This is a genomic window from Agrobacterium sp. CCNWLW32, from assembly GCF_037083425.1.
Taxonomy (GTDB): Bacteria; Pseudomonadota; Alphaproteobacteria; order Rhizobiales; family Rhizobiaceae; genus Agrobacterium; species Agrobacterium radiobacter.
The window spans coordinates 70,759-91,372 of record NZ_JBAOJM010000008.1; the positions used below are offsets into that span (position 1 = coordinate 70,759).

18 protein-coding genes are annotated in these 20,614 nt (G+C 60.4%); 14 read left to right on the top strand and 4 right to left on the bottom strand.

Annotated elements, in window-relative coordinates:
• The first annotated feature begins 259 nt into the window (after window positions 1–259).
• The 13 genes from V6R85_RS17290 to V6R85_RS17350 all read left to right on the top strand — a co-directional run bounded on the left by V6R85_RS17290 (window position 260) and on the right by V6R85_RS17350 (window position 14,819).
• Window positions 260–2,014, top strand: a complete 1,755-nt coding sequence (locus V6R85_RS17290) for an alkaline phosphatase (RefSeq protein WP_111792885.1) — start codon at window positions 260–262, stop codon at window positions 2,012–2,014.
• A gap of 115 nt (window positions 2,015–2,129) precedes the next feature.
• On the top strand, window positions 2,130–2,594 hold the full coding sequence (locus V6R85_RS17295; RefSeq protein WP_003504497.1) for a hypothetical protein: 465 nt from the start codon (window positions 2,130–2,132) through the stop codon (window positions 2,592–2,594).
• A 4-nt stretch (window positions 2,595–2,598) separates the two neighbouring features.
• On the top strand, window positions 2,599–3,288 hold the full coding sequence (locus tag V6R85_RS17300; RefSeq protein WP_020813007.1) for an ABC transporter ATP-binding protein: 690 nt from the start codon (window positions 2,599–2,601) through the stop codon (window positions 3,286–3,288).
• Entirely contained in the window at window positions 3,285–4,718 is a 1,434-nt protein-coding gene (locus tag V6R85_RS17305; protein ID WP_020813006.1) for an ABC transporter permease, read from the top strand. The genes V6R85_RS17300 and V6R85_RS17305 overlap by 4 nt, the downstream gene beginning before the upstream one ends.
• 267 nt (window positions 4,719–4,985) lie before the next feature.
• The gene (locus V6R85_RS17310; protein WP_020813005.1) at window positions 4,986–5,444 is read left to right on the top strand and encodes a DUF1801 domain-containing protein; all 459 of its coding nucleotides are present in this window, start codon (window positions 4,986–4,988) and stop codon (window positions 5,442–5,444) included.
• Window positions 5,445–5,704: 260 nt separating this feature from the next.
• On the top strand, window positions 5,705–6,757 hold the full coding sequence (locus tag V6R85_RS17315; protein ID WP_020813004.1) for an NAD(P)-dependent alcohol dehydrogenase: 1,053 nt from the start codon (window positions 5,705–5,707) through the stop codon (window positions 6,755–6,757).
• 373 nt (window positions 6,758–7,130) lie between these two features.
• The gene (locus tag V6R85_RS17320) at window positions 7,131–8,015 is read left to right on the top strand and encodes an AraC family transcriptional regulator (RefSeq protein ID WP_003504503.1); all 885 of its coding nucleotides are present in this window, start codon (window positions 7,131–7,133) and stop codon (window positions 8,013–8,015) included.
• A 97-nt stretch (window positions 8,016–8,112) separates the two neighbouring features.
• Window positions 8,113–9,024: an ABC transporter substrate-binding protein gene (locus V6R85_RS17325; RefSeq protein WP_020813002.1), complete on the top strand. Its 912-nt coding sequence runs from the start codon at window positions 8,113–8,115 to the stop codon at window positions 9,022–9,024.
• Window positions 9,025–9,093: 69 nt separating this feature from the next.
• Entirely contained in the window at window positions 9,094–10,596 is a 1,503-nt protein-coding gene (locus V6R85_RS17330; RefSeq protein ID WP_336377091.1) for a sugar ABC transporter ATP-binding protein, read from the top strand.
• Entirely contained in the window at window positions 10,586–11,563 is a 978-nt protein-coding gene (locus tag V6R85_RS17335) for an ABC transporter permease (RefSeq protein ID WP_020813000.1), read from the top strand. The genes V6R85_RS17330 and V6R85_RS17335 overlap by 11 nt, the downstream gene beginning before the upstream one ends.
• 39 nt (window positions 11,564–11,602) lie before the next feature.
• A complete protein-coding gene (locus V6R85_RS17340; RefSeq protein ID WP_003504511.1) occupies window positions 11,603–12,334 on the top strand; it encodes an SDR family oxidoreductase in 732 nt (243 codons plus the stop codon).
• A 91-nt stretch (window positions 12,335–12,425) separates the two neighbouring features.
• The gene (locus V6R85_RS17345; RefSeq protein WP_020812999.1) at window positions 12,426–14,036 is read left to right on the top strand and encodes an FGGY-family carbohydrate kinase; all 1,611 of its coding nucleotides are present in this window, start codon (window positions 12,426–12,428) and stop codon (window positions 14,034–14,036) included.
• A 57-nt stretch (window positions 14,037–14,093) separates the two neighbouring features.
• Window positions 14,094–14,819: an SDR family oxidoreductase gene (locus V6R85_RS17350; RefSeq protein ID WP_003504515.1), complete on the top strand. Its 726-nt coding sequence runs from the start codon at window positions 14,094–14,096 to the stop codon at window positions 14,817–14,819.
• Window positions 14,820–14,923: 104 nt separating this feature from the next.
• Here V6R85_RS17350 and proP read toward each other — a convergent pair whose 3' ends face one another.
• Both proP and V6R85_RS17360 read right to left on the bottom strand, forming a co-directional pair.
• Window positions 14,924–16,444 carry a glycine betaine/L-proline transporter ProP gene (gene proP, locus V6R85_RS17355; RefSeq protein ID WP_162690427.1) on the bottom strand — a complete coding sequence of 507 codons (1,521 nt, stop codon included), beginning with the start codon at window positions 16,442–16,444 and terminating at the stop codon, window positions 14,924–14,926.
• A 166-nt stretch (window positions 16,445–16,610) separates the two neighbouring features.
• Entirely contained in the window at window positions 16,611–16,907 is a 297-nt protein-coding gene (locus tag V6R85_RS17360; protein WP_003504518.1) for a PRC-barrel domain-containing protein, read from the bottom strand.
• Window positions 16,908–17,183: 276 nt separating this feature from the next.
• Between V6R85_RS17360 and V6R85_RS17365 the strand changes: the two genes are divergently transcribed.
• Window positions 17,184–18,320 (top strand): polysaccharide biosynthesis/export family protein, encoded by a 1,137-nt coding sequence (locus V6R85_RS17365; protein WP_111792887.1) that lies wholly within the window; start codon window positions 17,184–17,186, stop codon window positions 18,318–18,320.
• Window positions 18,321–18,330: 10 nt separating this feature from the next.
• Here the strand turns inward: V6R85_RS17365 and V6R85_RS17370 are convergent, their stop codons facing one another.
• A complete protein-coding gene (locus V6R85_RS17370; RefSeq protein WP_111792888.1) occupies window positions 18,331–19,227 on the bottom strand; it encodes a protein kinase domain-containing protein in 897 nt (298 codons plus the stop codon).
• Window positions 19,214–20,614, bottom strand: a complete 1,401-nt coding sequence (tagF, locus tag V6R85_RS17375) for a type VI secretion system-associated protein TagF (protein WP_111792889.1) — start codon at window positions 20,612–20,614, stop codon at window positions 19,214–19,216. The genes V6R85_RS17370 and tagF overlap by 14 nt, the downstream gene beginning before the upstream one ends.

Sequence of the window (20,614 nt, forward strand, 5' to 3'; positions counted from 1 at the left end):
GGGCAGCCCGATCATTCGGCCCCGCAGCATCTCTGCATACGCCCGACAATTTCGTCGAGGCTCGATATCCGCTGGCCCCCTCGGAGAGAAACGCATCATAGAGGGTTGCCGCGCCGCGCGGCGACCGGAGGAGGACGGCGTGCTGAAACCGTCCCCCGCGAATTTCCCATGAGCCCGGATATGCTGCCTGCAAGTCATGCAACTGTCATATCGCGGGTCTAGGAGAAAGTGTGGTTTTCACACGTTTCGCGAGGGGAATATGCGCAAAATCGTTGCTGCTTTGGTCGCCACGACCTTTCTTGCCAGCGCCGTCCAGGCTGCCGAGGTTTATCCGCTTGATCGTGCTACGATCCTGACCGGTTCGCCGTTCGATTTCAAAGTCGAGTTCGCTTCCGTCGTAAAGCCGGAAGACGTCAAGATCACCGTCAACGGCCAGGATTACAAGGCCGCTCTCGGCAAGGATGCCGAGTTCGTCGCCGAAGAAAAGAACAAGGACAAGGTCCTTGGATCGGCCGTCATCCTGCGTGGGGTCACGCTCGCCAGCGCCGGTGACTACAAGGTCGAAGTTTCTGCCGGTTCCGAAACCAAGGCGATCACCTGGACCGTTTATGGCACGCCGGCCCAGGCAAAAGCCAAGAACGTCATCTTCCTGATCGCCGACGGCCTGTCCGTCGCTCACCGCACTGCTGCCCGCATCATGTCCAAGGGCATGACCGAGGGTAAGGCCAATGGCCGCCTCAACATGGATGATGTGCCGCCGGTCGCCTTCATCGGCACCTCCGCCACCGACGCCGTCGCCACCGACAGCGCCAACACCATGTCAGCCTACATGACCGGTCACAAGACCGCCGTGAACGCCATTGGCGTTTATGCCGACCGCACCCCGGCCTCGCTCGACGATCCGAAGGTCGAAACGATCGCGGAAGCCCTGCGCCGCCAGACCAAGAAGTCGATCGGCATCATCTCAACCGCCGAACTGCAGGACGCCACGCCGGCTGCCGTCGTTGCCCACACCCGCAAGCGCGGCGACAAGGCCGACATCAACGGCATGCTGTTCGACGTGAAGCCGGATGTCCTCCTCGGCGGCGGCTCCGCTTATTTCCTGCCGCAGGCGACGGCGGGTTCCAAGCGCAAGGATGACAAGGACTATATCGCTTTGTTCAAGGAAGCTGGCTACACGCTGGCGACCAGCAAGGCGGAACTCGCCACGGCCGCCGGCACCAACACCGGCAAGATCCTCGGCCTGTTCCACACCGGCAACATGGACACAGCGCTCGACCGCGAGTTCCTCAAGAAGGGCACCACGGCGAAGTTCCCGGATCAGCCGGGCCTCGTTGAAATGACCAAGGTTGCGCTCGGCGAACTGTCGAAGAACCCGGACGGCTTCTTCCTGATGGTCGAAGCTGCCAACGTCGACAAGATGTCCCATCCGCTTGACTGGGATCGCGCTGTCGTCGACACGATCGAATTCGACAAGGCCGTCGGTGTCGCCCGTGAATTCGCCGCGAAGAACCCCGATACGCTGATCGTCGTCACCGGCGACCATACGCATGGCGTTTCCATCATCGGCACCGTCGATGATGACAAGCCGGGTACCGAAATGCGCGAAAAGGTCGGCACCTATGCCGAGGCCGGCTTCCCGAACTATGAAGACAAGGACGGTGACGGTTATCCTGATAAGGTCGACGTTTCCCGTCGTCTGTTCCTGAACGCCAATAACGGTCCTGACCATTACGAGACCTTCCGTCCGAAGCTTGATGGCCCGTTCACACCGGCCGTCCAGAACGAAAAGAAGGAATATGTCGCCAACGAGCAGTACAAGGACGTTCCCGGTGCTGTGTTCGTACCCGGCATCATTCCGAAAAGCTCGGATAGCGGCGTCCACGCGGTGGATGATGTCGTTCTGCAGGCTGAAGGCCCCGGCGCCGAAGGCTTCCGTGGCTACATGGAACAGAGCGACGTCTACAAGGGTCTCGCCGAAGCTTTCGCACTTGGCGCCAAGCAGACCAACTAAGATATGAATGTTGTGAGGGCACGCCGCTATCGCGTGCCCTCACAATAGTTTCAGGTCTTTCATCGTCCATTCTGACGAGGGACGATGGCAGACCTTTTCAAGAAGGAGAATGGTCATGAGCAAGGCTGATCGGGCGCACTTCAACCGTCGTCAGACCCTGGGTCTCATTGCCGGTCTGCCGCTGCTGGCCGCCGGCACGCGCGCGCAGGCGAACAGCGACATCACCTTCGACGAACTCTATGGCAAGGTTAGCGTCCTCGGGCTGGAGTTTTCCGAAAAGGTCAAGCAGTTGAACGGCAAGGAGATCGCCATGCGTGGTTTCATGGCGCCGCCGCTGAAGGCCGAAGCGCAGTTTTTCGTGCTGACCGAAATCCCCATGTCGATCTGCCCCTTCTGCTCCACGGATGCAGATTGGCCGGACAACATCGTCGTCGTTTATCTCGGCGAAAAACAGACTTTTACCCAGCCGAGCCAGACAATCGAAGTGCGCGGCACGCTGGAAACGGGTTCCTGGACCGATCCGGATACCGGCTTTGTCAGCCTGCTGCGCATCCGCCAGGCAGAATACGCGACGGTTTGAGACCATGCTGTCCCTGAAGATAGATGATCTTGCCGTATCCTTTCCCGGTTTGTCAGCGCCGGTTCTCGTTCTCGACGGTCTGGAAATCGCTGCCGGTAGCCGCGTTGCGCTGACGGGTGGTTCCGGCTCGGGCAAAAGCACCCTCATCAACATCATCGCCGGCCTTGAGCGTGTTCAGGCCGGCCGCGTTGTCTGGGGGGAAGAGAACATTGCGGATTTGCCCGAGGGCCGTCGCGACCGCTGGCGGGCCGCCAATATCGGCCTCGTCATGCAGGAGTTTCATCTTTTTCCCGGCTTGTCCGCGCTGGATAATATCCTGCTGCCCGCCCGCCTGTCGCGTGCGGCAAATGCGGACCTCATGAAGCGCGCGGAATCCCTGTTTGCGACTGTCGGCCTCAAACGCCCGGGGCAGCACGTTGAGACCATGTCGCGCGGTGAAATGCAGCGTGTCGCTATCGCCCGTGCGCTGCTGCGCAGTCCCGGCGTTATCATTGCCGACGAACCGACCGCAAGCCTCGATCTCGAAAGCGGCGAGGCTGTCGGTGATCTCCTGCTTTCCGTTGCGGCCAGCACCGGCAGCACGCTTATCGTCGCCAGCCATGACCAGCATCTTATCGGCCGCCTCGACCGGCGTCTCACCCTCAGCGGCGGCCGTATCGTCGCCGATACCGAGCGGAAGGAGATTGCGGCATGATCGGTTTCATCCTTGCCGACCTGCGCCGTCTTTGGCTGGGTGGCATCGTCGTGGTTCTCCTGGTTGCGCTTGCCACCGCGCTTGGCGTTGCGGTCACGCTGCAGGAGCGTTCGCTGCGTCTCGGCAGCGCCCGTGCCGCCGATAAATTCGATCTCGTTATCGGCGCGGCCGGCAGCGAAACCCAGTTGATCCTTTCCTCCATTTTTCTGCAGGCCGCACCGCTGCCGCTTGTGGACGGCGCTGTTCTGACGAAGCTCGCCGCCGATCCGCGCGTTGCCTGGGCGGCACCTGTCGGGTTTGGCGATTCCTTTGCCGGATACCCGATAGTCGGCACGACGATGAGCCTCGTCAGCAACACGACATCAGGTTTTGCCGAGGGCAGGATGTTCGCGCTGGAAGGCGAAGCCATACTCGGGGCTGCCGTCGATCTGTCTCTCGCTGCTGAGATCAAGCCGATGCACGGCACCGCCGAGACCGGCGGCCACACCCATACCGAGATCGCCTATAAAGTCGTTGGCAAATTGCAGCCCACCGGCACGCCCTGGGATCGCGCCATTCTCGTGCCGATACAGGCCGTGTGGCACGTCCATGGTCTCGGTCATGATCATGGCCATGATGAAGGGCATGAGGATGGCCATGCGGGCGCGCATGATGAAGAACATCACCACGGGGACGGTCACGATCACGCCCATGAAGGCGAAGAACATCACGAAGATGGTGATACGCATGCCGAAGGCGAGGCGGATCATGCCGAAGCCGCTGTTCAGCTGGTGGTCTCGCAGCGACAAAAGCATGCTTTGGCCCTCGGCCCAGCCACTTCGGCGCATGTGGAGTCTGACCATCAAGGCGGCATCGATGCGGATGCGCCAATCGTGGAGACTTTCGGCGAGGGCACGCCCGGCCTGCCGGCCATTCTCGTCAAGCCCAAAACGATCGCCGACGCCTATCGCCTGCGGCAGGAATACCGGACCGGTAATACGCTTGGCGTTTTCCCGGGCGAAGTTCTGACGGGTCTCTATGCGACGCTCGGCGATGCCAAGATGGTGCTGAGCGCGGTTGCCGCCGGTTCGCAGGGGTTGGTGGCGGCGGCGCTGGTGCTGGTGACGGTGATCCATGTCGGGCAACGACGCAGGCAGATCGGCGCATTGCGGGCATTCGGCGCGCCGCGCGGCTCGGTATTCGCCATCGTCTGGCTGGAGCTTTTTTTACTGGTGGTGCTCGGTGTCGGCATCGGTTTTCTGGTCGGATTGGGCGCTGCCCATATCGGCGCACAACTCTTTACCGCAAAAAGCGGCGTCATCCTGCCGGTTGGCTTCACCCGCGAAGATTTGCGTCTTGCACTGTTCCTGCTGGGCTTTGCCGCGGTTCTTTCGGCGATACCGGCTTTGCTCGCCTATCGTCAGTCTCCAGCCGCCGCCCTCCGCGCCTAGGCCTCGGGCAGGGTGCCGCAGCCTGCGCTTTTTTTGGATTGATCGAATGGCGTGCAAGTCCGGGCGATTGGCACGGTCTAGTTCGTCAGCGTTTTGATAGCCACGCCGACACATCGACGCTTCGGCCTCAAATATGCTCTCCAAGGCGTAAAGCATGAGCACGCACATAAAATATAGTTTTTTTACTGTGGCCGCTTTTTATGGCAGGCTTGCATCGAGGCTTGGGAAAAAAAAGCAGGAGCCGCGTAATACCGGGAGGGAACCGAGATGGTCGAAAAGAAGCCGGGTAAATCTGCCGAAATCGCGCAAACCGAGCCGTACGCTGCTGCGCCGACACTTCTTTCGGGCGGCAATCCGCAGATTGCCAAGGGATATGGCGACGGCCCGGTGCAGGCCTATATTGCCGCCATGCCGGGTTGGAAAAGTCCGGTCGGAGCACGTATCGATGCGCTGATCGAAAGCCTCGTGCCCGGTGTGCGTAAGGCCGTGAAGTGGAATTCGCCCTTTTACGGCATGGAAGACGATGTCTGGTTTCTCAGCCTTCACTGTTTTACGAAATATATCAAAGTGACCTTTCTCAACGGCGTATCTTTACAACCCTTGCCACCCGGCACCTCCAAACATCCGAAGGTTCGTTACCTCGATATCCATGAGGGTGCGTTTGATGAAACGCAGTTTGCCGACTGGGTGCGGCAGGCGAGCGCCTTGCCCGGCGAAAAAATGTGAGCGATTTGGTTCGCCGGCTCGGCAGGCTTGGGAGCGGGTGAAGATCGCGGAATGCGGCGGCGAATCATGCCGTCTTTCCTCACCTTCAAAGGCCGCGCCGCACTGGGGATGATGAGAAATTGCAGGCTCCTCGATACAGTTTTTCCGTCGCGAAGAAAAACCGGCCGATCCGGCCGATTTCTGTTTACTTTTGCCGATGTTGCACGCCATCACGCTTGCTGAACTCGCTGCCAGGCGTATCGCAAACCACGGAGGATGAGATGAAGGCACTGGTGCTGGAAGAAAAAGGCAAGCTCTCGCTCAGGGATTTTGATATTCCCGGTGGAGCAGGATCCGGTGAACTCGGGCCGAAGGATGTGCTTATCCGCACCCATACGGTCGGCATCTGCGGCTCTGATGTCCATTATTATACCCATGGCAAGATCGGTCATTTCGTCGTCAATGCGCCCATGGTGCTCGGGCACGAAGCGTCTGGAACGGTGATCGAAACCGGTGCCGAGGTAACACACCTGAAGGCTGGTGATCGCGTCTGCATGGAGCCCGGCATTCCCGATCCGACATCGCGCGCCGCAAAGCTCGGCATCTATAATGTCGATCCGGCTGTCCGCTTCTGGGCGACGCCGCCGATCCATGGCTGCCTGACGCCTGAGGTCATTCATCCTGCCGCCTTCACCTACAAGCTGCCCGAAAACGTGTCCTTTGCCGAAGGCGCCATGGTCGAACCCTTCGCCATCGGCATGCAGGCGGCGCTGCGGGCGCGTATCCAGCCGGGCGATATCGCCGTGGTAACGGGTGCAGGTCCGATCGGCATGATGGTGGCGCTCGCAGCACTTGCCGGCGGTTGCGCGAAGGTCATCGTTGCCGATCTTGCCCAGCCGAAGCTCGATATCATCGGCTCCTATGATGGCATCGAAACCGTCAACATTCGCGAACGCAATCTCGCAGAGGCCGTTTCGGCTGCGACCGACGGCTGGGGTTGCGATGTCGTCTTCGAATGCTCGGGCGCCGCACCCGCCGTGCTTGGCATGGCGAAGCTGGCGCGGCCGGGCGGTGCGATCGTGCTGGTCGGCATGCCCGTCGATCCGGTTCCGGTCGATATTGTCGGCCTGCAGGCCAAGGAACTTCGGGTGGAGACGGTTTTCCGCTATGCCAACGTCTATGACCGCGCCGTGGCGCTCATCGCGTCCGGCAAGGTGGACCTGAAGCCGCTGATTTCCGCGACCATCCCCTTCGAAGATAGCATCGCCGGTTTCGACCGTGCGGTGGAAGCGCGGGAAACGGATGTGAAACTGCAGATCGTGATGCCGCAGTAACGAACGAAGCCAGCCGCTGATGATTGAGCGGCAGAGACGTTGCGGAAAAGTATGAGTGTAGCTTGCCGGCATCCGGCAGGCTACACGTCAAAATTTCAACGAAAATCGCTTCCGGTTGCGCATTGTTTGAGCGCATCACGCCAAATTGAGCGGAAAAATCGGCCCCATCGCCGCGTTTATGGTCAGCCCTTTCGGGCGACTCTTCAATTTTCGACAAAAAAGAGTCAAAAAAGTATCGGTAATTTCTTCGGCGTGATGTGGATGTACCGCAGCCGCCCGCCATATGCTCCTCATCAACGCCTGGGACGAGCCATAAAGAGGAAATGGCTCCTGTCCGCAAATACGGCGGACGCGACTGATGGGAGGAACCATGATGCAGCCCGATCTGGAACTGGTGCACATCCGCAAGGGCGAATCCTTCGCCGCCTGGCGGCATGGCTATCCGTTCCGCACCGTGCGCTGGCATTATCATCCCGAATACGAAATCCACCTCGTCGTCGCCACATCGGGCACGTTTTATATCGGTGATTTCGTCGGCCGCTTCGGCCCCGGTCAGCTCATCATGACCGGTCCCAATCTCCCCCAGAACTGGATCAGCGAGATCGAGCCGGACGAAATCGTGCCGACACGTTCCCTCGTGATCCAGTTTCCGGAGAGCTTTATCGAGGATGCCTGCACTTCCATGTCGGAAATGGACGTGGTGCGCGGCCTCCTGGATCGCAGCCGCCGCGGCATTCTTTTCGATGATGAGACGAGCGACCGCGTCCGCCCGCTGATCCTCCGGTTGATCGAAGCGCAGGGACTGACGCGTCTGGCGCTTTTCTGGGAAATTCTCGATCTCCTGGTCAATGCCCCGACATCGGAGGTGCTGGCGAGCCTTAGCTACGAGTTGGATCTGACCGGCATCGGCGACAGCGGCATCAACCGTGCTCTGTCGCATCTGCGCCAGCATCTGACCGAGCAGGTTGAGGAAATCGATCTCGCCGACATGGTGGGTCAGAGCCCGAGCGCCTTTTCCCGCGCCTTCAAGCGCCACACGGGAACGACGCTGGTGCGGTATCGCAATCAGTTACGCATCGATCTTGCCTGCCAGATGCTCCTGGCGGATCAGGATGTGAAGGTGGCGGAGGTCTGCTACGATGTGGGCTTTTCCAACCTTTCGAATTTCAACCGGCATTTCCTGAAACTGAAGGGAATGTCGCCGTCGAGGTTCCGAACCATATTCGCAGCCCAGAAGGCAGCGGTCATGGCGGAGTAAACCAGCGACACATCGCCGATTTTTACCAATTCGGGCAGAGGGCTGTCCGGAACCGGGCACCTGTTGCCCCAACTTTCCAAACGGGAGGAAAAGTGAGATGAAAATGAAATCCAAGTTTCTGATGGCGACAGCCGCAATTGCAATGATGGCCGCTCCGGCGCTGGCGCAGGAAAAGCTGAAGATCGGCATGACCTTCCAGGAACTGAACAACCCCTATTTCGTATCGATGCAGGAAGCCCTGAAGGAAGCCGCCGCAAGCATTGGCGCAGATGTCGTCGTCACCGATGCCGGCCACGATGTGGCAAAGCAGATTTCCGATGTTGAAGACATGCTTCAGCAGAAGATCGACATCCTGCTCCTGAACCCGACCGATAGCGCCGGCATCGAAGCCGCCGTTCACGCTGCCAAGGCTGCCGGCGTGACTGTCGTCGCCGTCGACGCCAACGCCAATGGCCCGGTCGACACCTTCGTCGGCTCGAAGAACCGCGACGCGGGTTACCAGTCGTGCAAATATCTCGGTGAAGCCCTCGGTGGTAAGGGTGAGGTTGCTATCCTCGACGGCATTCCGGTCGTGCCGATCCTGCAGCGCGTCGAAGGTTGCAAGGCGGCTCTTGCAGAATTCGCAGACATCAAGCTGGTCGACACGCAGAACGGCCGTCAGGACCGCTCCGTTGCTCTCGGCGTCGTCGAAAACATGATTCAGTCGCGTCCGAACCTCGCCGGTATCTTCTCGGTCAACGATGGCGGTGCGATGGGTGCACTCGCTGCGATCCAGGGTTCCGGCAAGGACATCAAGCTGACCTCGGTAGACGGTGCGCCGGAAGCGGTGAAGGCAATTGCCGACGGTGGCCCTTTCATCGAAACCACCGCGCAGTTCCCGCGTGACCAGGTTCGTGTCGGTCTTGCCATGGCGCTCGCCCAGAAGTGGGGCGCACGCGTCGTGCCGAAAGAAGTGCCGATCGACGTCATGGTTGTTGACAGCAAAAACGCCGGCGAGTTCAGCTGGTAAGAACTCCTCCCAGGTCCCGTCCCCGCTTCGTGCGGGGGCGGGGCAGTCCCGACCATCGAGGAGGGTGAAATGCTGGAACTGAATGGAATAAGAAAAAGCTTTGGCAAGATCGAAGTCCTGCGTGGCGTCGACCTTCAGGCGCGCGCCGGTGAGGTGCATGCGCTTCTAGGCGAAAACGGCGCCGGCAAGTCGACTTTGATGAAGATCCTGTGCGGCATTCTGCAGCCCTCGGAGGGGACGATCCGCATCGACGGCAAGGATCGCCGCTTCGCCAATTATGATGAGGCGATTGCCGCCGGCGTCGGCATCGTGTTTCAGGAATTCAGCCTGATCCCCTATCTCAATGCCGTGGAAAACATGTTCCTCGCCCGCGAAATCCGCGGGCCGCTGCGCCTTCTCAACAAGGGCGCGATGCGCAAGCGCGCGGCCGAGATCATGAGCCGGCTGGCCGTGGATGTGCCGCTCGACGTGCCGGTGCATCGTCTTTCCGTTGCCCAGCAGCAATTTGTCGAAATCGCCAAGGCGCTGTCGCTGGATGCCCGCATCCTTGTTCTTGACGAGCCGACCGCGACGCTCACCCCGTCTGAGACCGAGCACCTGTTCAAGGTCATGCGCGAGTTGCGTCGTCAGGGTGTGGCGATCATCTTCATTTCGCACCACCTTGAGGAAATATTCGAGATCTGCGACCGCATCACCGTTCTGCGCGATGGCGAACTGATCGGCTCCTGCCTGACGTCGGAGGTCGATAATGACCGTCTCGTCGAGATGATGGTCGGCCGACGCATCGAAGCCAATTTCCCGCCGAAGCCGCAGCTCGATCCTTCCGCCGAAAGCGTGATTGAAGTGGAAGAGCTGCAATTGAAGAAGGGCGGCCCCGTCTCGCGCTTTGCGCTGCGCAAGGGTGAAATCCTCGGCTTTGCCGGGCTTGTCGGTTCAGGCCGCACCGAAACGGTGCTGGCCATGCTCGGCGCGCATTCCGCATCGCGCCGCAAGATCAAGGTCGATGGCGTGGACACGCGTTTTTCCGGCCCCGACGAAGCGTTGATGCGCGGCATCGGCCTCTTGCCGGAAAGCCGCAAGGAAGAGGGGCTGATCACCAGCTTCTCCATCCTGCAGAATATTTCGCTGAACAATTACCACAAATACCGCAAGGCGCACTGGTTCCTCGATCTCAAAAAGGAACTGGAGCACACGACGAAGGCCATGGCGCAGGTGCAGGTGAAGGCGCAGGGGCCTTTTGCCCGCGTCGACACGCTGTCCGGCGGCAACCAGCAGAAGATCGTCATCGCGCGCTGGCTGAACCATGACATGCGCGTGTTGATCTTCGACGAGCCGACACGCGGCATCGATGTCGGCGCGAAGGCGGAAATCTATTCGCTCATGCGTGAATTCGCCGCCAAGGGCCATTCGATCATCATGATCTCCTCGGAGCTGCCGGAAGTGATCGGCATGTCCGACAGGGTCTGCGTCTTCCGTTCCGGCGGCATCGTCGCCACGGTCGAGGGCGAAGACATCAATTCAGAAACAATAATGACAAACGCCACCACCGGGAGAGTTGAACATGTCGCTTGATGCAAACACCGGCACAGCCGCGAAAACGGGCGGTTTCAGTCTCGGCGCCATGTTGCGTTCGCCACTTGCTCTGCCTCTGGCAGGTCTCATCGTCGTATCGATCCTGATGGGGCTTGCGAGCGACAATTTCTTCAGCGTCAACAACATCATGAACGTGCTGCGGCAGGTTTCCGTCGTCGGCATTCTCGCCGTGGGCATGACCTTCGTCATCCTCACCGGCGGCATCGACCTATCGGTCGGTGCGGTCATGGCGCTTGTCGGCACGCTGTCGGCCGGCCTGATGGTGAATACCGGCCTGTCGCCCGCGGTTGCTTTGCCAGCTGGCCTGTTCATCGGTCTCGGCATCGGCATCTTCAACGGGGCGCTTGTCGCCTGGGGCAAGATGCCCGCCATTATCGTGACGCTTGCCACCATGGGCATGGCGCGCGGTCTCGGCCTCATCTATTCCGGCGGTTACCCGGTCAGCGGTATTCCGAGCTGGATTTCCTGGTTCGGCGTCGGCCGTATCGGCGTCGTTCCGGTGCCTGTCGTGATCATGGTGGTTATTTATGCCATCGCCTGGGTGCTGTTGCAGCGCACGGCTTTCGGCCGTCATGTCTATGCACTTGGCGGAAACGAGCTGGCGGCCCGTCTTTCGGGCGTGAAGACCCAGCGCGTCAAGCTTGCGGTCTATGGCATCTCGGGCGTCACGGCAGCTTTTGCCGCGCTCATCCTCACCGGCCGCTTGATGAGCGGTCAGCCCAATGCCGGTGTCGGCTTCGAACTGGACGCCATTGCGGCGGTCGTTCTCGGCGGCACGGCGATTGCAGGCGGCAGGGGTCTCATTCTCGGCACGCTCATCGGCGCGGTGCTGCTCGGTATCCTTAATAACGGCCTCAATCTGATGGGCATCAACCCCTATCTGCAGGATGTCATCAAGGGCGGCATCATCCTACTGGCCATCTATATCGGGCGCGAGTGGCGCTGAGCCGGCCCGGAAACATCTTCATAAACGCAGGAGAACTAAATGTCTGAATCGCTGCAAGGCAAGATCGCGGTCATCACCGGCGCCGCATCCGGCATCGGGCTTGCCACCACGGAAGCCCTCTTGGAACAGGGCGCGACCGTGGTCATGGTCGACTGGAACGAGAAAGCCTTGAATGATCTGGTGGCCAAGCTTGGCGACCGCGCCATCCCGCAGGTCACGAACCTGCTCGATGCCGACAGCTGCAACGCCATGATCCCGGAAATACTTGCGAAGGTCGATCATATCGACATTCTCTATTGCAACGCAGGCACCTATATCGGCGGCGATCTCACGGAGACGACGCCCGAAGCCATCGACAAGATGCTGAACCTCAACGTCAACGCCGTCATGAAGAACGTTCATGCCGTCGTGCCGCATATGTCCGAGCGCAAGACCGGCGATATCATTGTCACCTGCTCCATCGCCGGCCATTTCCCGACCTATTGGGAGCCGGTCTATTCGGGCTCGAAATGGGCGATCACCAGCTTCGTGCAGGGCATGCGCCGCCAGATGATCCCGCACGGCGTGCGAGTCGCGCAGGTTTCTCCCGGCCCGGTCGTTTCCGCACTTCTGGCCGATTGGCCGGAGGAAAACCTCCGCAAGGCCAAGGAATCGGGCAGCCTGATCGATGCGAGCGAAGTGGCCGATGCCGTCATCTACATGCTGACGCGCAAGCGCACCGTCACCATCCGCGACATGCTGGTCTTGCCGACCAACTTCGACCGCGTTTAAAAACTTCTGGAGCGGCGGGAAAACCGGAAACGGCCCCCGCCGCTTAAAATCTGTTCAAGTACCGGATGATCCGCTCCGAGGAGTATCGTAAATGGCTTCCTATCTTGTTGGCGTCGATGTCGGGACCGGCTCGGCGCGGGCCGGTGTCTTTGATGTCGCGGGCAAGCTTCTCGCCACCGCCAAGCGCCCGATCACCATGCACCGCGAAGATGGGGGCATTGCCGAACAATCGAGTGGTGAGGTGTGGCAGGCCGTTTGCGAAAGTGTGCGGGAAAGCGTGTCACGCGCCGGTATCAATCCGGCTGAGGTTGCCGGCATCGGTTTCGACGCGACCTGTTCGCTTGTCGTGCGTGGTGCTGATGACGAGACTTTGCCGGTCGGCGCTACCGATCATCCCGAACGTGATATCATCGTCTGGATGGATCACCGCGCGGTCGAACAGGCGGAGCGCATCAATGCGGGCGAGCATGCCGTCCTGAAATATGTCGGCGGGCGTATTTCCCCGGAAATGCAGACGCCGAAGCTGCTGTGGCTCAGCGAAAACAGGCCGGAAATCTACGCCCGGGCCGAGCACTTCTTCGACCTGACGGATTTTCTGACATGGAAGGCTTCCGGCGCGCTTGATCGCTCCGCCTGCACGGTCACCTGCAAATGGACCTATCTCGCCCATGAGAACCGTTGGGATGCGGACTATTTCACCCGCATCGGGCTTGGTGATCTCGCGGAGCAGGGCTTCCGCCGCATCGGTGAAAGCGTCGTTCACCCCGGCACGGCGCTGGGCAAGGGTCTCACCGAAGACGCTGCAAAAGCCATGGGGCTGGTTGCAGGCACCGCCGTTGCCGCAGGCCTGATTGACGCCCATGCCGGCGGCGTTGGCACGGTGGCAGCGGGTGGCGACGCCTCGCGATGCCTCGGTTATGTCTTCGGCACTTCCTCCTGCACCATGACCACCACAGCCGAGCCCGCCTTTGTGCCTGGCGTCTGGGGTCCCTATTATTCCGCCATGGTTCCCGGCGCATGGCTCAATGAAGGCGGTCAGTCCGCCGCCGGCGCGGCCATCGATTACCTGGTGCAATTGCACCCGGCCTCTGCCGAGGCGAAGGCGCTTGCCGAGAAGGATGGCAAAGCCTTGCCGGTCTGGCTTGCCGACCGCGCCCTCGGCCTTGCCGCTTCCGTTTCCGCCGCAGCTGAGATCGCCGAGGATTTTCATGTGGTGCCGGAATTTCTCGGTAACCGCGCGCCCTTCGCCGATCCGCATGCCCGCGCGGTCATTGCCGGTTACGGCATGGAGACGGGCGTGGATTCTCTCGTCGCGCTTTATGTGGCGGGGCTTCTCGGCCTCGGTTATGGGCTTCGCCAGATTATCGAGACGCAGGCCCGCAACGGCGCGCCTGTGGAAACGATCAGCGTCAGCGGTGGGGCGGGTGCTCATCCGCTTGCCCGGCAATTGCTGGCGGATGCGACCGGCCTTCCGGTTGAACTGACCGAATGCGAGGAGCCGGTGCTGCTCGGTTCGGCTATGCTGGGTGCCGTTGCTGCGGGAACCTATCCCGACCTCATCGCCGCCATGCCAGCGATGTCGCGTATCGCCAGCTGCGCGACACCCGATCCTGATTTTCAGAATGTTCATCAGGCGCGTTACGATGCGTTTCTGGCGCTACAGAATGCGGCGCGCGCCATTCGTTCCGCCAGCCATTCCTGAAACGCGTCACAAGCTTAGATCATCCGGCCGTATCGGTCGCAAAATAACGAGGATTCCATGCAGTTTTCCGGAAAATCCGTCATCATCACCGGCGCAGGAAAAGGTATCGGCCGCGCCTGTGCGCAGCTGATGGCCGCGCGCGGTGCGGAAGTGGTGGCGATCAGCCGCACGCAATCGGATCTCGACAGCCTGAAAAGCGAAATCGGCGGACGTTCGATCCGTGTCGATCTTGCCGATGTCGCCGCCACCCGCGCCGCCATGGCGGAAGCTGGCCCCTGCGATTTCCTGATCAACAGCGCCGGCATCAACGTGCTGGAAAGCGTGCTCGACATGAGCGATGCGGGTTATGAGGCCGTGCTGGGCATCAACCTGCGCGCGGCCCTCGTCACCTGCCAGGAATTTGCCCGCGCCCGCATCGCAAATGGCGGCGGTGGCGCCATCGTCAACATCACGTCTATCGCCGGCCATCGCGGTTTTCAGGATCACCTGTGTTATGCAGCGTCCAAGGCAGGGCTTGAAGGCGCAACACGCGTTCTCGCCAAGGAACTCGGCCCCCACGGTATCCGCGTCAACGCGGTTGCGCCGACCATCACGTTGACCGAACTCGCTGCCGAAGCCTGGAACGACCCCGCAAAGAGCCAGCCGATGATGGTTCGTCATCCGCTTAACCGTTTTGCCGAAGCGGAAGAGGTGGCGCAGAGCATCGCGCTGCTGCTCTCGGACGACAGCAAGATGATTTCCGGCGCCGTCTTGCCCGTCGATGGCGGTTTCCTCGCCGTTTGAGACAGGCAACGGCGGATATCAAGGCGCATTGCTGAAAACCATCAAACCTGATGCGCGGGGTGCAAGATGCACCGCCGCGCATTTTATTTTTTGACGCGCAGTTGTCAGTTCAGGTCCGGATGGCGGCCAACGAGTTCCTCGCGTTTCGCCTGCAGGGTTTTCTTCTGCTCCTCCAGCTTGACGAGTTCCTCGTCGATCTCCTCGACACTTTTTTCGATGTGGAGATATTGCTCGGCAAGAAGCGATTTTGCTTCCTTCCGGCTGGAGGCATTCGGCGTATCGCCATAGAGCGGCCGGTTGGCCGTTTCCTTCAGGAAGAAGGTCGTGACGATGCCGAAGACGGCTGCGACCATGAGGTAATAGGCGGGCATGTAGATGTTTTCGGTCACCTCCACCAGCCAGGCGGTTACCGTTGGTGTCAGCCCCGCGACGATGATCGAGATATTAAAGGCGATTGCCAAAGCGCTGTAGCGGATGCGGGCCGGGAAGAGGGCGGGTAAGGTGGAGGCCATGATGCCGATCAGGCAATTGAGTGCGACTGCGAGAATGAGCAGCCCGAAGAAGATCTGCACCACCTGACCGCTGGCAATGAAATGAAAGGCCGGCAGCGAGAAAAAAAGGATCGCCGTGCTGCCGACGGCGAGAAACGGCCTGCGGCCGATCCGGTCGCTCAGCAAGCCGATCGCCGGCTGGACGAACAGCATGCCGACCATGACAGCGATGATGATGAGAACGCCGTGATCCTCACTGTAATTCAGCGTTTTCGACAGATAGGTCGGCATGTAGGTCAGCAGCATGTAATAGGTCACGTTGGTGACGAGAACCATGCCGATGCAGATTGCCAGGGATCGGGTATGCTCTCTGGCGATTTCCGCGATCGGCACCATCGGCCGCTCCTTGAGCGACTGGCGGTCCTCTTCTTCAGCGCGCTGCAGCCGTTCGGTGAAAGCCGGGGTCTCTTCCGCGGCGTGGCGGAGATAAAGGCCGATGAGCCCGAGCGGTGCGGCAAGGAAGAAGGGTATGCGCCAGCCCCAATCTAGGAACTTTGCTTCCCCCATGGCGCTACTGAGCAGCACGACGAAGCCCGCGCCAAGCACGAAGCCGGCAATTGAGCCGAAATCGAGCCAGCTGCCGAGGAAGCCGCGTTTGCGGTCCGGCGCATATTCCGCCACGAAGATCGCCGCGCCGGTATATTCGCCGCCTACGGAAAAGCCCTGTGCGAGCTTGCAGAGCAGCAGGAGGACGGGCGCCCAGATGCCTATCGTCGCATATCCCGGAATGAGGCCGATGCAGAAGGTGCTGGCCGCCATAATGATGATGGTGAGCGAAAGGACTTTCTGGCGTCCGAACTTGTCACCCATCGCGCCGAAAAAAATGCCACCGAGAGGACGAATGAGAAACGGCACCGAAAATGTCGCCAGTGCCGCCACGGTCTGAACGGCGGGAGCCGCCTCGGGAAAGAAGACCTTGCCGACGGCGTAAGCGACAAAACCGTAAACGCCGAAATCAAACCACTCCATGGCGTTGCCAAGGGCTGCGGCCGTTACGGCCTTTTTGACCTTTTCGTCATTGATGACGGTCACGTCGTCAATGCTCAGCGGGCTGGCCTGAACCTGATTGTGCAATTGTTATCCCCTTGAATGCCTTGCGATCAATTATCGCGCGCCATGAAAATGCCTGACATGCGCAAGCGTTCCATTTGCCGACCGAAGGGGAGTGTTGCGGGGAGCGGCCCATATAAACGAACGCCCGGCACATGGCCGGGCGCTTCTGAAGTCTGCTGGGACAGGCTTAGTGACGATGTTCGGGCATGTCCTTCAGCTGGTCCTTGGTCCACGAGGTAACGGCATGGACGTCGCCATCCTCGTCGCGCATGAAATCAAGGTCGCTGATAGGCACTGCAACGGGCTTTGCGCCAATGCCGAGAAAACCGCCGACATCGATGATGGCTGTCGTGTTGGCGCCGACACCGTGCACATGGTCAACTTTACCGACCTTGTGATCATCCGCGCCATAAACGGTGGCGCCTTCCAGAACGGATGGCGTGAGTTCGGTTTCAGCCAGACGGACGTGATTGCTGTGGTCCATTGTTCTTCCTCCTGTCTTGGGTTTGCACAAAACAAACTCCCGCACCGCAAAACCGTTCCATCCAAAATCCCCCATGCTGGCGAGCGCGGGACCGCTGCCTATTTCTCATCGGTACATTGTTGGGGTTTGCTTTTGGGCGCTTCCGAAAAGGTTGCGGAATGGTCACACCTTTTCTTTGGAAGACAAGTTTTCGCTAAATTGCAACCGCTAAAGTTGTTGCGATGATGTGTCGGGATGTTATCTCTGCGTCAGGTTGAATCATCGAGGGGATGAGGGATGAAAAAGTTGGGTGCGGTTTTGCTGGTGGCGCTTTTGAGCGCATGTGCAAAGCCATCTGACGGACCGACCGCAGGCAATATCCGATCTGCGACTTTCCCACGAACCAACGAAAAAATCCCCGTCATCGAACTGGCGAATGCACCGGCGGCCACGGTTTCCGCCGGAAGCCTGCAGGGCGCCTCCGGGCCTGGCCTTACCGCGCTTCGCAACACCGGTTACAACGCCCAGAGATTGCGGCGCGGCGACGTGATCGACATCACCGTGCTGGATACGGGAGAAGACGGACTTTTCTCCCCGACGCAAAGCAAGACGCTCAATCTTGGCCGCTTTACAGTGGACCAGAGCGGATCGGTGAATATTCCCTTCGTCGGCAAACAGCGGGTGGTGGATTCGACGCCTGAGGGGCTGCAATCGCAGGTCGTCGCCGGGCTCAAGGGATCGGCCGTGAACCCGCAGGCCGTCGTCACCGTCGTTGACAAGCCGACGAGCGCCGTCATGCTCAGCGGTGCGGTGAAGAACCCCGGCAAAATAACGCTCACCGCCCGGCAGGAGCGGGTGCTCGATGCCCTCAATCAGGCCGGCGGCCCGACTGTCGCGCCGGGCGCTGCGACGGTCACCGTTGTTCGCGGCTCGCACAGGGCCAGCGCGCCGCTTGATCGCGTCATGCGGGAAGACCGCCAGAATATCCGACTTTCGCCGGATGACCAGATCATGATCGATGGCGATGCGGCGAGTTACACGGCGCTCGGCGCCTTCAAGAGCGCCGGCGAATTCCAGTTCGAAGCCGGAAAACTCACCCTGGCGCAGGCTGTCGGCCGCGCCGGCGGGTTGCTGGATGACCGTGCGGACGCGCGCAATGTCTATGTCTTCCGCAACGAGATTATTCAGGTGCCGTCTGCAACGGCACCGGGCGCGAAAGGCCCGGTCGCGACAGCCACGACCATGCGGCCGGTAATCTATCACGTCAATATGCGCGACGCTTCCAGCATTGCCCTCATGCAGCTTTTCCAGATGCAGAAGGGTGATGTGCTTTATGCCAGCAACGCGCCGCTGGTGGATTCGGCCAAGCTCCTGACCGTGTTCCAGAAGAGCGTGCCGACGGCGGCAGCACCGCTTCCCGGCAGCGGCAACTGACGATTGGGCGCTACAGAAGCTGCAGCGCTTCCATCGCGGATTGCGGACGCAAAGCGGGATTGTCATGGCAACAGGCGTCCGCAAAATCCGCCAAGCTTTGCGTGACCTGCTTCCCGTCTGCCCCGGCGAGCCGCCGGGCAAGCCGTCCCACTGAAAATATATCCTGATCCGGCTTTGCCGCTGCGTCCCGCATCCGTTCCGGCGCCGCAAATTCGCGCGAGGCGGCGAAGCTCATGCCTCGTTCCGCATGTCTTTGGCCGATCTCCAGCGTAATACCGAAATCGCCAAGCCTACCTGTTTCGAAATCGCCGTCCTCCAGAAAAATATTGGCTGGCGTGACATCGCAGTGGATATAACCCCGTGCATGCATGGCGCTTAGCCCTTCCAGCAGGCGGCGAAGGATTGTGACCGTATGCGATGCGGTAACCGGCCGCAGCGATGCCAATGACCGCGGCAGCCATGGTTGCAACAGACCCGGCCGGCCATCGGGCAGTCTCAGCAGCGCCGATGTTTCCACCAGGCACGGATGGCGCAGTGTCAGTCCGACCTGTGCCTCCTCCCGCAATCTTTGCAGTAGCGCCGCGTCGTTTCTCAACGCTGGTGGCACGGTCTTCAGCGCATGAAGGGTGCCGAGATCGCGGTGCCGCACTTGCAGCAGCAGCGTGTTTTCGCTTTCGTAGGCAATCCGTTCAAGGGAAAAACTGTCGGCAATCCAGTCGGGTTTTGCCTCGGAAAAATGCGAGACTTTCCGATCCAGCGCGTTCCTGATCTGGTCGATCAGATCCTTCCGGTCTTCGGCCGACCTCTCCTCAGTGCCATCGTGGCGGATGCTTTCCCACAGATCGGAAAAGCGCTCGGCGACCTGCGGATAGGCAGGCCCATCGCCCGGTTGTTTACCCTTGCTCAAGCCGGTTTCCAATCACGATGGCGCTGACATTCTCGCGTGCGTCTTCGATCAGCGCTTCCTGGATCAGGGCGCTGGCGCAGTCCTTGATCGGGGTGTTGCCGACAATCTCGGCAATGGCGCGCTCCTTCAGGATTTGCACCAGCGGATAGCTGCACAGGAGCAGCCTGTCCTGCGAACTCCACTCTTCCCCGACGATATCCGGCCGGAATTGCTGGGAAAGGCCGACACATTGCGCGAGCTGCTTTTTCATGCCGACAACGACGTGATCGCGCGAAAGCTGGTGCATGGTTCCGTTTTTCAGGAGATAGGCACGCGCGTCGCCAGACCACAACACGCTCAGCCTGCGGCCGAAAATGGAGGCTATGATAACGCTCGCCATCGGCCTGCCGTCGGCGCCCATGGCCTGTCGGGACAGAAGCAGGCTGTTGACCGTGCCGAGCTTCCCCCTGATCTGCTGCGCCATCACCTCGGGATTTTCGGCGTCCGGCGTCTCGGCAAGAATATTCGTGACCAGACGCGCCGCTTCCACGGCGCTGTGCGTGTCCCCCTGTCCATCCGCTATGGCGAAGAGGGCAGGCGTCTGGGAAACGAAGAGCGAATCCGCATTCAGGGAGAGCCGTGTTCCCGGGTGCGTGGCATAGCTGTAGATAACCGGCGTGGGCTGTTCGGCTGAGGGCGCGGGCGAAATAGTGGGTGGGGTTTTCTGTCTCGCACTCTCCGGCGCCTGCGCAGGTGCTGAACCTTCCTCATCGCCCTTGCCTGCCATGTCGCTGAAGAGGCGCAGGAAATCGGAAGCTTTGGGTTTGCCGTCAAATTTGAGGCCGCGTGCACGGCGGTTGACGGGATCGATGCGCCACCAGAGGCTCGTCGGTACACGGTTACGCACCATGTCCGGTGCATCATCCTCTTCCCGTGGCTTCGGCGGGCGCAGTTTTTTGACGGAGGCGTTGAACCGGGACATGTCGAAATCACCCGTCATGGATGTTTCGGCCAGCGCCTCGGCGGCCATGAACCAGGTGTCGTCGAGATAGAGCGTTCTTGGATGTTTCCGGAAGTTATTGAGCTGGGCAACGATGGCAAGCGGATATTTTCGCCCCACCCGGTCTGCACTGGGCACCAGCACGCCGGCATAGGCGGAGTTTCCCCATATGCCGCTTTCGATGATGAAACGTATGGGAGGCGATGACGCGAATATTTCGGACCATCGGCCCGCGAACGTGTCCGCGCAGGCGTGCAGGCCGGATCTCATCCAGTCATCAAACGTCCCGATCAACTCTCGTTCAAGCCCGTCGGAGATGAAGTCGCCATGGCTGGGTACCTTGCCGAAGAAACCGATACGGTCGCTTTCCGCTGCGGTTTCCGCGGGCCTCGATGCCTGATTGGCCAT